General features: G+C 63.6%; 10 protein-coding genes and 1 pseudogene. 9 read left to right on the top strand and 2 right to left on the bottom strand.

Annotation, left to right across the window (positions count from 1 at the left end; translation table 11 throughout):
• The first annotated feature begins 764 nt into the window (after positions 1–764).
• The 3 genes and pseudogenes from L6Q96_20250 to L6Q96_20240 all read left to right on the top strand — a co-directional run bounded on the left by L6Q96_20250 (position 765) and on the right by L6Q96_20240 (position 8,919).
• Entirely contained in the window at positions 765–4,148 is a 3,384-nt protein-coding gene (locus tag L6Q96_20250; protein ID MCK6556885.1) for a phospholipase D-like domain-containing protein, read from the top strand.
• 2 nt (positions 4,149–4,150) lie between these two features.
• Positions 4,151–8,146, top strand: a pseudogene (locus L6Q96_20245) (putative DNA binding domain-containing protein).
• On the top strand, positions 8,119–8,919 hold the full coding sequence (locus L6Q96_20240) for a hypothetical protein (GenBank protein ID MCK6556884.1): 801 nt from the start codon (positions 8,119–8,121) through the stop codon (positions 8,917–8,919). The pseudogene L6Q96_20245 and the gene L6Q96_20240 overlap by 28 nt, the downstream one beginning before the upstream one ends.
• Before the next feature lie 126 nt (positions 8,920–9,045).
• On the opposite strand, the gene L6Q96_20235 is transcribed toward L6Q96_20240, so the two are convergent.
• Complete coding sequence (locus L6Q96_20235; GenBank protein MCK6556883.1) at positions 9,046–9,495, bottom strand: hypothetical protein; 450 nt, start codon at positions 9,493–9,495, stop codon at positions 9,046–9,048.
• A gap of 303 nt (positions 9,496–9,798) precedes the next feature.
• Between L6Q96_20235 and L6Q96_20230 the strand changes: the two genes are divergently transcribed.
• From L6Q96_20230 to L6Q96_20205, 6 genes are all read left to right on the top strand, one after another.
• The gene (locus L6Q96_20230; GenBank protein ID MCK6556882.1) at positions 9,799–10,149 is read left to right on the top strand and encodes a hypothetical protein; all 351 of its coding nucleotides are present in this window, start codon (positions 9,799–9,801) and stop codon (positions 10,147–10,149) included.
• Complete coding sequence (locus tag L6Q96_20225; GenBank protein MCK6556881.1) at positions 10,146–10,382, top strand: DUF4926 domain-containing protein; 237 nt, start codon at positions 10,146–10,148, stop codon at positions 10,380–10,382. The genes L6Q96_20230 and L6Q96_20225 overlap by 4 nt, the downstream gene beginning before the upstream one ends.
• A 250-nt stretch (positions 10,383–10,632) precedes the next feature.
• A complete protein-coding gene (locus L6Q96_20220; GenBank protein ID MCK6556880.1) occupies positions 10,633–11,184 on the top strand; it encodes a DNA-processing protein DprA in 552 nt (183 codons plus the stop codon).
• 343 nt (positions 11,185–11,527) lie between these two features.
• Positions 11,528–12,700 (top strand): DUF1343 domain-containing protein, encoded by a 1,173-nt coding sequence (locus L6Q96_20215; GenBank protein MCK6556879.1) that lies wholly within the window; start codon positions 11,528–11,530, stop codon positions 12,698–12,700.
• 137 nt (positions 12,701–12,837) lie between these two features.
• The gene (locus L6Q96_20210) at positions 12,838–13,587 is read left to right on the top strand and encodes an SDR family oxidoreductase (GenBank protein MCK6556878.1); all 750 of its coding nucleotides are present in this window, start codon (positions 12,838–12,840) and stop codon (positions 13,585–13,587) included.
• Between the two features lie 21 nt (positions 13,588–13,608).
• Positions 13,609–14,004, top strand: coding sequence for a secondary thiamine-phosphate synthase enzyme YjbQ (locus L6Q96_20205; protein ID MCK6556877.1), 396 nt, complete (start codon positions 13,609–13,611; stop codon positions 14,002–14,004).
• Between the two features lie 99 nt (positions 14,005–14,103).
• Here L6Q96_20205 and L6Q96_20200 read toward each other — a convergent pair whose 3' ends face one another.
• On the bottom strand, positions 14,104–14,397 hold the full coding sequence (locus L6Q96_20200; protein MCK6556876.1) for a hypothetical protein: 294 nt from the start codon (positions 14,395–14,397) through the stop codon (positions 14,104–14,106).
• Positions 14,398–14,419: the final 22 nt, after the last annotated feature.

Genomic DNA, 14,419 nt, shown 5'->3' with positions numbered 1-14,419 from the left:
GCCGCCGGCGCCCACTGCCGCCACCTGGATGCCCGCGTTCCGAGATTGTCGATAAACTCCCGTTCACCCTTCGACGAGCTTGGCGCGGGCTACCACCCGCAACCCAATGCGAACAACCAGCCCGTTCGCCCCGAGTAGGAGCCCTTCCCCTGGGCTCCGTATCGAGGGGCGCGCCCCCGCCGAGCCTGTCCCTCAATACGCGCCAGAAGAAGGCGCTACTCGGGACGAACGGGAAGGCACTGCCGCTCCATGGCCTGAAGATTTCGTCGCGCCGCGCGGAGACTTGCGGCGATAGTAGTTCAGGGTGAGCGGGGAAAACCCAATGAAATCAACTCCACCCCCGCTCAGGCTGAGCTTGTCGAAGCCGGGTTTGCCCGTTTATCGACAGACTCGTTCGCGGGCATGACGATCATCCATCCGGGACGAACGCTCAATACCCACGCATGCACACACACCCCGCCCCACCGCGTCGCCTGGCTCGTTACCGGCCCGCGCCGCCCCCACCCCGTCCTCCACGCGCAAACTCACCACAAGTCACCCAAATCTGCCCACGCAACTTCGTGAAGAGGGAAAAGATTTATGCGCGTCTGACGGATCGCGAGCTGGCTGAGCGTCCCGCCGACGCGCCGCCCACCTTTCTCGTACCGGATGGCGACTGGAGTTGGTGTGCCAGTCGGGCCACCCCACGCGCGGTTTTGATCTCTCTCGCCATCCTGCGCTATGCAGTAACGATTCCGTCAAGAGATGTAGCCTCGGGGCCGCTGATGCCGCGAATCTTCGACAACATCGACCAGTCCCTGCTCCCCGCGCTACGCGAGACTCTGCACCTCGCCGACCGGGCCGACTTCTGCGTCGGCTACTTCAACCTCCGCGGCTGGAAGCGGATCGATGAGTACGTCGAACGATGGGCAGGCGGCCCCGGGCAGTGCTGCCGGCTGCTGGTCGGCATGCAGCGGCTCGCTCAGGATCAGCTGCGCGATGCGTTGAGCCTCGTCCACACGGGAGATGGCATCGACAATCAGACGGCGATTCACCTGAAGAAAAAGCTGGCGGAAGAGTTCCGCCAGCAACTCATGATCGGCACGCCGACCAACGCAGACGAGGCTGGTTTGCAACGTCTCGCGGCGCAGATCAAAGCGAAGAAGGTCGTCGTCAAACTGTATCTCCGCCATCAGCTCCACGCGAAGCTCTACCTGCTCTTCCGGCCCGACCCGATCAGTCCCACCGTCGGTTACCTCGGCAGCAGCAACCTGACTTTCGCTGGGCTCTCTCAGCAGGGCGAGCTGAACGTCGACGTTGTCGATCAGGATGCCTGCCAGAAGCTGGCGCGCTGGTTCGAGGACCGCTGGGAGGATCGCTGGTGCGTCGACATCTCCGACGAGTTGGTCGAGATCATCGAGCAGAGCTGGGCGCGCGAGGAGCCCCTTCCGCCCTACTACATCTACCTCAAGATGGCGTACCACCTGTCGGAGGAAGCTCGCCACGGGCTCACTGAGTTCCGCATCCCGAAGGATTTCGGGGACATGCTCTTCGACTTCCAGGTCGCGGCCGTGAAAATCGCAGCGCACCATCTCAACAAGCGCGGCGGCGTCTTGATCGGCGATGTGGTCGGTCTTGGGAAGACCCTCATCGCAACCGCGCTGGCGCGCATCTTCGAGGATGACCACGATCTCGAAACGCTCATCGTCTGCCCGAAGAACCTGGTGCCGATGTGGGAAGACTACCGAATACGGTACCGCCTCCGGAGCAAAGTGCTCTCCGTTAGCCAGGTCATGAAGGAGCTGCCCGAGCTGCGCCGCCACCGCCTTGTCTTGATCGACGAGAGCCACAACCTCCGCAACCGCGAGGGCAAGCGGTATCGGGTGATCCGCGAGTACATCGAGAAGAACGAGAGTAAGGTCATCTTGCTGTCGGCCACTCCGTACAACAAGACGTACGGCGACCTGGGCAACCAGTTGCGCCTCTTCATCGCCGAGGATCGGGACCTGGGGATTCGACCGGAGAAGCTGCTGAGCGATCTGGGTGAAACCGAGTTCATCCGCCGTCACCAGTGCTCTGTCCGCTCACTCGCCGCCTTCGAAAAGAGCGAATACGCGGATGACTGGCGCGAGCTGATGCGCCTCTACCTGGTCCGGCGAACTCGCACGTTCATCCAGGACAACTACGCGGAGACGGACCCGAGCAACGGGCGCAGGTTCCTCACCTTCGCCGACGGCACCCGCTCGTACTTCCCGACGCGCGAACCCAGGACGGTGAAGTTCAAGATCGATGACAAGGACCCGGACGACCAGTACGCGAAGCTCTATGCCGACCCGGTGGTGAACGCCATCAATCATCTGACGCTGCCACGCTATGGGCTGGGCAACTATATCGAGCCCCGTCCCTATGACCCGCCCACGACTGCCGAGGCGAATGTGATCGCGGATCTGGGCCGCGCCGGGAAGCGGTTGATGGGCTTCTGCCGGACGAACCTGTTCAAGCGCCTCGAGAGCAGCGGTCAAGCGTTCATCCAGTCCGTGGAGCGCCACGTCCTTCGCAACTTCGTCTATCTGCACGCCCTTGAGAACGGGGACCCCGTCCCGATCGGCACGCAGGACGCAAGTCTTCTCGACACCGGCGTTAGCGATGCCGACAACGATCTCGTTGCCGAGGATGAAGAGGACGGCGGAACGCAGCCGAACGGCTCGGGACTGAGGAGTGACGCCGACTTCCGCAAGCGCGCTGCGGAGATCTACGCGCATTACGGCGGTCCGCTGAAGAAGCGCTTCAAGTGGCTCCGCGCCAATCGTTTCCAAGGCCAGCTCGCGAAGGATCTGCAGGCCGATGTGGCGTCGCTGCTTGGGGTGTTGAAACAATGTGGCGAGTGGCGACCTGAGCGCGACGCCAAGCTCTCCAAGCTCCTCGAGCTGATCACTCGAAAGCATTTCGGGCAGAAGATCCTCGTGTTCACACAGTTCGCGGACACCGTCGAGTATCTGGCCCGGCAACTTGAGGCACGCGGCGTCGCCCGGATTGCCGGGGTGACCGGGGATGCCGAAGACCCGACGCGTCTTGCCTGGCGATTCAGCCCGGAGAGCAATCACCGGCGAGGTTGGATCAGGCCCGAGGACGACCTCGACGTTCTCATTGCAACCGATGTGCTGAGCGAAGGGCAGAACCTTCAGGACGGCGCGATCGTCGTCAACTACGACCTTCCGTGGGCCATCATCCGTCTGATTCAGCGTGCCGGACGTGTGGATCGAATCGGGCAGAAGGCCGACGCGATTCTCTGTTACTCGTTCCTCCCTGCCGATGGCGTCGAACGAATCATCCGACTCCGGGCTCGGGTGCGCCAGCGCTTGCGTGAGAACGCCGAGGTCGTTGGCACCGACGAGGCGTTCTTCGAAGACGACCATGCCGACCAAACCGTGCGCGACCTCTTCACCGAAAAGGCCGGTATCCTCGACGGCGATGATGATACCGAGGTAGACCTCGGCTCGTACGCCTTTCAGATCTGGAAGAACGCCATCGACCGCGATCCGGCCGTGCAGAAGATCATCGCCGACCTGCCCAACGTGGTGTTCTCGGCGAAGCCACACACACCAACTAGGGACGAGCCCGAGGGTGTGCTGGTCTACGTACGAACCGCGGACGACAATGATGCGCTGGCGTGGGTCGACACGGACGGCAAGAGCATCACCGAGTCGCAGTTCGCGATTCTGAAAGCCGCCGCGTGCACACCGAAGACGGCGGCACTCGCCCGTCATGAACGACATCATGATCTCGTTCGGCAAGCCGCCGAACAGGTCGCGAAGGAAGAGAAGACGGTCGGCGGGCAACTCGGCCGTCCATCCGGTGCGAGGTTCCGCACCTATGAGCGACTCAAACACTATGCAGAGCACATCAGGGGTACGCTGTTCGACACGCAGGATCTGCATCGAGCAATCGAGGACCTCTACAACTACCCGCTCCGTCCCGTGGCGATCGACACCCTGAACCGCCTACTTCGCAGCGGAATCACTGACCAGACGCTAGCCGAACGTGTGGTCGAGCTGCGGGAGGAGGGGCGTCTGTGCATCGTTCAGGAGGAAGAGGAATCGCGCGAACCGCGGATCATCTGCTCGTTGGGCCTGTCCCCTCTCCCGCATCTCCGCGGGAGGGGATTCTGAGCATGGCCTTCGACTCCGTCCGTGCCCGCCAGTTGATCCAGGACTTCGACTGGAGGACTCTCTTCGTCGAGGTCCTTGGCTGGTCGCAACCCACATCAACGCGCGTTGTGGCGATCACCCACGACGGCGCGACGTTCGAGCGCCGCCAGGTCGCGCAGCTCTCGGGTGTCGTGGTCTTCGAGATCGCGGCTGACGACGGCCCGATCCCCGACGCCAGGACCTGTGCCGCGCTGCGCAAGGAAGTCGCCGGCCTGCACCACGAGAACCTGCTCATCTTCACCGACAAGCAGCGTACCCAAAGCCTCTGGTACTGGGTGAAGCGGCAAGACGGGAAGACCTACCCGCGCGATCACCTCTACGTCCGTGGCCAGCCCGGCGACCTCTTCCTCGGGAAGCTCGCGGCCATGGTCGTCGACATCAGCGAGCTGGACGAAGCTGGCAACATGCCGATCGCCGAGGTCGCCCGCCGCCTCAAGCAAGCGCTCGACGTCGAGCGGATCACCAGGCGTTTCTACAGGGAGTACGAAGCCCAGCACATCGCCTTCCTCCAGCTCATCGAAGGTATCGACGACGAGCGCGATCGCCGCTGGTACGCCTCGGTGCTGCTGAACCGGTTGATGTTCGTTTACTTCCTGCAGAAGAAGCACTTCATCGACAACGGCAACGGGAACTATCTGCAGGACAAGCTCTCCGAAAGCCGGGCCGCCGAAAAGAACCGCTACTACCGCTGCTTCCTCCGCATGCTCTTCTTCGAAGGCTTTGCGAAGCCGGCGGACCAACGTTCACCGGAAGCCCGCGCGCTACTCGGCGAGATCAAATATCTCGACGGCGGTCTGTTCCTGACGCACCCGATCGAAGAACGGTATCCCGACATCGACGTACCCGACGAGGCGTTCGACAACCTCCTCGCGCTGTTCGGGCGCTACTCCTGGCACCTCGACGATACGCCCGGCGGTAAGGACGACGAGATCAACCCTGACGTCCTCGGTTACATCTTCGAGAAGTACATCAACCAGAAAGAGTTCGGCGCCTACTACACGCGCCCCGAGATCACCGAGTACCTGTGCGAGCGCACGATCCATCGGCTCATCCTCGACGGCGTAAACGGCCCGTCACCCGCATCACCAGCCGGAGAGGGCCGGGGTGAGGGTTCATCTTCTTCTTCAATCCCCGGCCTCCCCCCATCACGCCAGTTCGAATCCGTAGCCGAACTGCTCATCAACCTCGACGCCGCGCTCTGCCGCCAGTTGCTCCACAACGTCCTGCCGAACCTGACCTTGCTCGATCCGGCCTGCGGATCGGGCGCGTTTCTGGTCGCGGCGATGAAGACACTGATCAACGTCTACGCCGCGGTCGTAGGCAGGATCGAGTTCCTCAACAACCGCAACCTCAGCGACTGGCTGCACACCACCAAACGCGAGCACCCGAGCATCGGCTACTTCATCAAGAAGCGGATCATCACGGACAACCTGTTCGGCGTCGATATCATGGAGGAGGCGACCGAAATCGCCAAGCTGCGCCTCTTCCTGGCGCTGGTCGCCGCGGTCGATCACGTCGACCAGCTCGAGCCGCTGCCGAACATCGATTTCAACATCCTTGCCGGCAACTCGCTCATCGGCCTGATGCACGTCGATGACGACGCCTTCAACGAGCGCTTTGCCCAGGGCGATCTCTTCAAGCGTAGTTATCAGCAGATCCTGGCGGAGAAGAACCGGCTCATCGACCAGTACCGCCACGCCACCAGCTACACCGAGGATCTCACGGCGATGCGGGATGAGATTCAGCGCAAGAAGGCACAGGCACTGGACGCCCTCGATCAGATCCTGCTCGACGAGTTCAGCAAGCACCTCAAGATCAAGTTCGAGCAAGCCACGTGGGACGCGAAGAAGAACACCGAAGGCAGGCCCACCAAGCGCGCGCTGACGCTCGCCGACATCCGCGCCCTTCGTCCGTTCCATTGGGGCTACGAGTTCGACGAGATTCTGAACAAGCGCGGCGGCTTCGATGCCATCATCACCAACCCGCCCTGGGAGATCTTCAAGCCCAACGCGAAGGAGTTCTTCGACGACTACTCCGACCTGGTGTCGAAGAACAAGATGCGCATCGAGGACTTCGAAGAGGAGAAGGGCAAGCTCCTCCGCAAGCCGGGAATTCGCGAGGCGTGGCTGGAGTACCAGAGCGGCTTCCCGCACGTGAGTGAGTTCTACCGGTCAGCACAGCAGTACCGGAACCAGATCTCGGTCGTGAACGGGAAGCGCGCAGGTACCGACATCAACCTCTACAAGCTGTTCTTGGAGCAGTGCTTCAACCTTGCCGGGTCGGGCGGTCATTGCGGAATGATCGTTCCTGGCAGCATCTGCTCGGACCTAGGCTCAAAGCAACTCCGGGACGTCCTGTTTTCGTCGGCTCGCCTAGACACGCTATTCGACCTTTCCAACGAGAGGTTCATTTTCGAGAACGTGGATCATCGACAGGAGCTGTGCCTGCTGACCTTCGCAAAGGGTGGCGAGACGGCCGAGTTCACAGCAGCGTTCCGTATCAATCCTCGCGAGGCAGTTGCACCAGACCACTTGGAGTACTTCCTACACTCTTCGTCAGAGCACCTGCGAGTCCCGGTCGATCTTGTCCGTCGGCTCTCCCCAGATTCCCTATCGATCATGAAGTTTAGGAACGAGGCCGATGTTCGGATCTCCGACAAGATGGCCTCCTTCCCATTCCTGGGTGAGGAGCTCGACGGCAGGTGGAACGTTGTGCTCACCAACGAGTTCCACATGAGGAACGACAGCCACCTCTTCAAGACCAGGCCGGGCACGGGGCGGTTGCCCCTGTTTACGGGAAAGATGTTCAACCAGTTCTGCCTTGCCGAGGGGCACTCGGGCTACTGGATCGACGAGAAGGACGGGCGCCGTGCGCTGCTCGGGAAGGAGCCCGATGCGGGGCAGGCGATGGATTATCAGAGCTATCGCTGGGTGCACCGGCGCATCGCTCGCAACACCGACACGCGCACCATGATCTCCACAATTACGCCGAAGAACGTCTTCACCGAGGTGAACAGCACGACCATCAAAGTGCTGGAGACCGGTATCTCCAACGCCGAAATGCTCTTCCTGTGCGCCATTGCCAATAGCTTCACGCTCGACTGGTTCCTGCGCATGAAGGTCTCCAGCACGCTCAACATGTTCTACATCTACCAGCTTCCAGTCCCTCGGCTGACGACAAGCGACCCCCAGTTCGGGCCGATCGTCTCGCGCGCTGCGCGCTTGATCTGCGCTACCGCGGAGTATGACGACCTCGCGCAGGAAATCGGCCTGCGCGGCCACCAGGACGGCGCCACCGATCCTGTCGAGCGCGCCCGCCTGCGCGCCGAACTCGACGGTCTGATCGCGCACCTCTACGGGCTCACGGAGGAGGAGTTCGCCTACATCCTGACGACCTTCCCCGTCGTGCCGCAGCCGGTGACGGACGCGGCGCTGGAGGCATATCACAAGTTCGCGCCCGCCTCAGTGGACGCCGAGATCGGTGCGCTGCTGGCGTAGGGCGAAGGGCCGCGCGTCGAGTTCAAGTCGTCGGCGCGCTGGGATCTGAAAGAGAACAAGAAGAACGGAGAGCTGGAGAAAGTCATCGTCAAGACCGTCGCCGGCTTTCTCAACAGCGACGGCGGCATCCTGCTCATCGGCGTCGGCGACGACGGCACGATCATCGGCCTGCAACACGACTACCAGATCGTCCACAAGAAGCGCCGCGACGGCTACGAGCTGTTCCTCCATGATCTGTTGCTGAACAGCGTCGGCAAAGACCTCACCCCGCAACTCGGCATCACGTTCCACTCGCTCGACGGCAAAGACCTCTGCCGCGTCGCCATCCAACCCAGCCCGCGCCCGGTGTTCATCAAAGAAGGCCTGTTCGAGCACCTGTACATCCGCACCGGCAACTCGACGCGGCTACTTACGACGAAGGAAGCGATCGAGTATTGCAAGATCCGGTGGAGGACAACGTGACGACCAATTGGTCTATGGCCGACGATCCCGGAACCCCAGCTGTACCGGCCGATCCCGGAATGGTTCGAACCTGGGCCGAGTTTGCGAAGCAGCGTTTCGCGTCGGCAGACGCCCGCATCGTCGAGTATCGCGGCTGGGCTCGCCAGTTGATCGCGGCAATCGGCGTCGTGATCGGGCTCGAAGTGACGATCGTGGCCCGTCTGGCACTCGACAGGGCAGTTCCGCTGGACATCGTAATCCGGAGCACCTCACTAATCCTGCTGCTCGCCCCGCTGGTGGTACAGTTCTTCGTCCTGCGGCGGCTGCTTCACATCGGTTACCGGGGCGCCCATCTGCTTGCGCCAGAGAGCCCCACCGTGCTTGCGGACTACTTGGTCGAGAAGGATGAAGCCGAGGCCCACAGGATGATCGGCGCATATTACGCCAAGGGCTACGATCACTTTCATGACTTGGCCGAGAGGTTGGGGAAGCAAATCGCTGCAGCCACAACCTGGTTCCAATGGACCTTACTCCCCGTCCTTGTTGGCGTGGGCGTTCTCGCAATGAGTGCTTTGCTGGGACCACAATCCTCTGCTATCAATCGAGCTACTATGGGAAACGAGCCCACGGTCACCCCGTCGACGCCGTCTACCGCGCCGACATCCGGGCCGAATGGAACGAAGCCGCCAGATCCTACAGCGCCAGGTACCAAAGCCAACCCTCTCATCGTCACGCCCACCGCCGGAAACGTGGAAACTCACGGCGCGAAGCCCGGCAATCAGAGGAAGTTATGAGCCACCGTCTGAGCGAAAATGACGACTCGACCGCGCCTCAGCAGCAGCAGCCGACGCGCGGTGACGATGCACACCGGCAAGCAGTGCGGCGCCTCCTCTGGACCCCCACTGAGGGCCAGGACGTGACTAAGAGCTATTTCCCGCTGAACGAGGACTCGGATAACACCGACTCTGATTGACCTCGGTGGACTGCTGGCACAGGGCGAGGGGCCGCGCGTCGAGTTCAAGTCGTCGGCGCGCTGGGACCTGAAGGACAACAAGAAGAACGGCGAGCTCGAAAAGGTCATCGTCAAGACCGTCGCCGCCTTCCTCAACAGCGACGGCGGCACCCTGCTCATCGGCGTCGGCGACGACGGCACGATCATCGGCCTGCAACACGACTACCAGACCGTCCACAAGAAGCGCCGCGACGGCTACGAGCTGTTCCTCCATGATCTGTTGCTGAACAGCGTCGGCAAAGACCTCACCCCGCAGCTCGGCATCACGTTCCACTCGCTCGACGGCAAAGACCTCTGCCGCGTCGTCATCCAACCCAGCCCGCGCGCGGTGTTCATCGAAGAAGGGCAATTCGAGCACTTGTACATCCGCACCGGCAACTCGACGCGGCTGCTGACAACGAAGTAAGCGATCGAGTATTGCAAGACCCGGTGGAGGACAGCGTGATGGTTCGGCACCGCATCAACTACGACATCAAGCACCGCATGGGCGGCGAGGCGGGAGGTGTGGAGGAATGAGCCGGGAGGAGCTTGGACGGCTCGTCGCGGAGGTTCGGCAACGGCGCGCGGAGCTGGATGAGGTGGAGGTGAAGGCGGCACGTGGTGGGACGCCGAGGCGGCTTTACGAGGCACTGTCGGCCCTAACAAGGCAGGAGTCGCAGGCGTGAAACTTCCCAACGCCGCCCTCGCGATAGTCGAGCGGGAGAAGATCGCGGAGTATCTTTTGAACGCCGCGCATCCCGATAACGGCGGCAAGGCGGCGTTCTTTCTCAGCCTGGGGTTCGATCGGAACGATTGGCGGGCCCTGGCCGAAGCCCTTCGCAAGCTCGCTCTCGACGCCGACGTCACGAGCCGGGTGGAATCGCGCCACGGCAAGAAGTATGTTGTCGATGGCAGGATGGGAACGCCGAGCAAACGATCCCCGTTGGTTCGTACCGTCTGGATCATCGACCTTGGACTGGAGACGCCACGCCTCGTGACGGCCTATCCGCACGAGGAACAGGAGCGCACGTGATCAAGGAACACGAACGCGTTGTGTTAACCGCAGCCATCCGCGAGGAGGGACTGGAGCCGGGAGACGTCGGCACGGTGGTGCACGTGTACCAAGACGGCCAGGCATACGAAGTGGAGTTTGTCGCGCTCGACGGACACACGGCGGCCGTGGTTACCCTTGAGGCCTCGCAAGTTCGCCCGGTGTCCGGGCGTGAGATCACGCACGCCCGTGAACTTCCGGCGGCGAACTGCTGAGTCTTCGGAACCTGGCAGGCCAGCGCGGATCTCGAAACCCTGATCGGCTTCCTCCGGCAGATGCAGGAACAGCTTTCTTCACTACCAACCATGGAGGAGACCGCCGGGCTGCGGGAGGCGGTACGTCGAGAGGAGGCGCTCCTGGAGCGAGCCGAGAGCGACCAGCTGCCGGTTCGCTGATCGCGACGAGATGATTTGCGCCGGCGCCACTGCGCTACAGCCTCAACGACGAGTCCAGGTCTGAGGAGGAATGACCTCGTTTGCGCTCGCCGCCACGGATGCCCGGTACCCGTCGCGTTTGCGCGAGCGCCTGGGCGAAGGCGCGCCTGCGCAGCTGACGGTGCTGGGCAACCTCGACGCGCTGGACCTGCCGAAGACAGCGCTCTTCTGCTCCGCGCGCAGTCCCGGTCACATCATCCTCGCCGCATACGACCAGGCCGCCCGCTGGCGCGATGCCGGCCGCTGCGTGATCGGCGGTTTCCATTCGCCGGTGGAGAAGGAATGCCTGCGCATCCTCCTGCGCGGCGGGCAACCCGTCATCGTCTGCCTCGCCCGGGGACTGGACGGCATGCGCCTGCCGGCCGAATGGAGGCAGCCGCTTGCCGACAACCGATTGCTTGTCGTGTCGCAATTTCCCCCGGCGGCGCGACGGGTGACGAAGAGCCTGGCCACCGACCGCAATCGCCTGGTGGCGGCGCTGGCGGACGAGGTCGTGTTTGCACACGTCGCGCCGGGTGGCCACCTCGATGAATTGAGGCAGCTCGTCGCTGATTGGCAGGCCCCCCGCCGGGTTCTCGGCTGACTGCGTCACGCTACCGCGTTGCCCCAAGTGTTGAATAGATCGCGCCAAGTGGACACCCTTCGATACGGCGCCTGAGAGGCCGGCGCCTACTCAGGGTGAGCGGAGAAAGATCTTCTTATTCAAGATGATAGAACCGTTCGCTCTGAGTAGGCCGCATCTCCCCAGCGGCCGTATCGAAGGGCGCCCGTCACTGCCGGCCTCCTTAACTGACTGGCATTGGGGTTAGTCCGTGTTCGGGGCTCCGTGCTCCGTGTTCCCCCCGCGGTTTCGAGAGTCCCCGCGGGCGGAGCGACAGCCGCAACTGCCCGTTGTTCTCGGCGTGGCGCCGGGCCATGATCGCGGCATGCGAATGGGGCTGGAGCGGTTACTCGACGACCCGGCGCGCTGGCTGCAGGGGGCGCGGGTCGGACTCGTTGCCAACCCGACGACGGTGGACCGTCATCTGACGCACGCCGTCGATCTGCTGCACGCGCATGCGGACATCGACTTGCGCCTGCTGTTCGGGCCCGAACACGGCATTCGCGGTGCGGCGCAGGACATGATCGAAGTCGGCAGCAGCCGCGATCCGGTCACCGGACTGCCGGAAATCAGTCTGTACGGGCCGACGTTCGACTCGCTGTCGCCTCGGCCCGAGGACCTGGCACAGATTGATGTCCTCGTGTTCGACGTGCAGGACGTGGGCGCACGTTATTACACGTACGCGGCGACGATGGCGCTGTGCATGCGGGCGGCCCGGGCAGCAGGCGTGGCGGTGATGATCCTCGATCGGCCGAACCCGATCGGCGGCGTGCAGATCGAAGGTGGCGGTCTCGATCCGGGCCTGGAAAACTTCTGCGGGCTCTATCCGGTGCCGCAGCGCCACGCGATGACGGTCGGCGAACTGGCGAGGCTGTACAACGACAGCTTCGGGATCGGCTGCGCACTGACCGTCGTGCCGTGCGAGGGATGGCGACGGGCGGCGTATTTCGATGCGACGGGTCTGCCGTGGGTGCTGCCGTCACCCAATATGCCGACGCTCGACACGGCGATCGTGTACCCGGGCATGTGTCTGCTCGAAGCAACGAATCTGTCGGAGGGTCGCGGCACGACCCGCCCGTTCGAGTTGTTCGGCGCGCCGTTCGTCGATCCGTATGCCTTGCAGGCCGAGCTGCGCCCCGACGATCTCCCGGGCGTGCGTTTCCGCCCATGCGTCATCGAACCGACCTTTCACAAGTTCGCCCGCCGGCGCTGCGGCGCGCTGCAACTGCACGTAATCGACCGGGCCGCGTTCGATGCCTATCGCACTGGCCTCGCAATTCTCACGGCGGTCAAGCGTTTGTGGCCCGAGGAGTTCCGCTGGCGCACCGAGGCCTACGAGTTCCGGGACGACGTTCCGGCGATCGATCTCCTCACCGGCACGCCGGGGGTCCGCACCGCCATCGACGCCGGTGCCGACCTGGATGCCGTGTGGCAGCGCGCCTGCGGCGGCCTCGAGACCTACACGGCGGGGCGGGAGCGGGCGCTGTTGTACGAGTGAGGGTGCGGTGGGGTCAGGGGTCAGGGGTCAGTGATCAGTGGTCAGGGGCCGGCGACGATCGGCGGATAAGCAGCGACGATTCACGAGCGACGAGCGATCCGCCGTTCAGAACCGGCCCACAGAAAGGGGTAAATCGGATGCAAAGACTGGCCGACAGGATCGCCCTTGTCACCGGGGCATCGCGTGGAATCGGGCGTGGTATTGCGGTGGAACTGGCGCGCAGCGGTGCGGATGTGATCGTGAACTATCGCCGCGACGCCGCATCCGCTGCCGCCGTGGTGGCGGCGATCGAGGCCCTCGGACGCCGCGCTCTGGCCGTGCAGGCGGACGTTGCCGTCTGGGAGCAGGTGCACGGACTGGTCGAGCGCGCCCTCGGTCATTTCGGGCGGCTCGACATCGTCGTTGCCAACTCCGGCATCGCCTCGCGGGCGCAAACGGTGTGGGACGTCGACATCGAGCACTGGCACAAGGTGATCGGCGTCAACCTGCACGGCGTGTTCTATACGTGCAAAGCCGCGGTGCGGCACCTCGTCGACCAGCGCAGCGGCACCGTCATTCTCGTCTCGTCGATCGGCGCCGATCAGTGCGGCCCGATGGGCTCGCCGTACTACGTCGCCAAGGCGGGCGTAAACGCGCTGACCAAGTCGCTGGCCAAGGAGTGCGCCCCGGCCGGGGTGCGCGTGAACTGTATCGCGCCGGGCCTGGTCGCCACCGACATGGGCGAGCGTTTGATGAAGTTCCACGGCGAGGCCATCGTCGCCGGGATCCCGCTCGGCCGGCCGGGGACGCCGGAGGATATCGGCAAGGCCGCGGTTTATCTCGCCAGCGACGACGCTTCGTTCGTTACCGGGAAGATCCTGCGCGTCGACGGCGGCGCCTGGATGTAGTTTACAGGAGAGGTCCTCGCGATGCAGACCGAGTTCCGGGTGCGCAGCGCACGCAAGTACGAAATGCTCGACGTTACCCGGCAGGTGAGCGAAGTCGTCCGCCAGGCCGGACTCGACGAGGCGATCTGCTCCGTTTACGTCACCCACGCCACCGCCGCGGTGGTCATCAACGAGAACGACGATCCGAACGTCTGCGAGGACGTGCTGGCGGCGCTCGACAAGATCATACCCGAGGGCATCTGGCGCCACGATCGTGTCGACGGCAATGCGGCGGCGCATATCAAGGCGACGATCCTCGGTCCGGGCGAGGCGATTCCCGTACACCAGGGCCGGTTGCTGCTCGGCACCTGGCAGGCGATCATGCTGGTCGAGCTGGATGGCCCCCGCGAACGCCGGGTCGTCGTCACGGTGCGTTGATTTGCGATTTCCGCGTCTGCCCGCGAACGCGCGCGGAGCGCACGTTCCACCCGGCGCGAATGGTTCGGCCGGGGAGGGCGATGCTGTCGACGTCCTCCCTTACAGGCTGCCCCGCTGGAAGACGCGCTGGATGGTCAGTTCGTTGTTGCCGAGGGCCACCGTCATGCGATCGAGCAGACCCTGCGCATCGATGATCACCCGGATGCGCCGCTCGCCGAGTTCGAAGTCGGCCGGCGTCCCTGTCGGTGCCGGCACACCGGTGCGCCTGACCCCAAGCTCGGTGATCTTCAGGGGGGTGATGTCCGGCGCCCACTGCGGGATCGCGATGCGCTCCGGACCGCCCCTAATCCGGCGGTAAGCCCACCGACGGGCGCCAATAAACCCCGCGGGCAAGCGAATTCACCTGCCAGATTGT

This window comes from Candidatus Binatia bacterium, from assembly GCA_023150935.1.
Lineage (GTDB): Bacteria > Desulfobacterota > Binatia > HRBIN30 > HRBIN30 > JAKLJW01.
The sequence above is the reverse complement of the archived record's forward strand: the minus strand, read 5'-3'. Positions and strand labels throughout refer to the sequence as shown.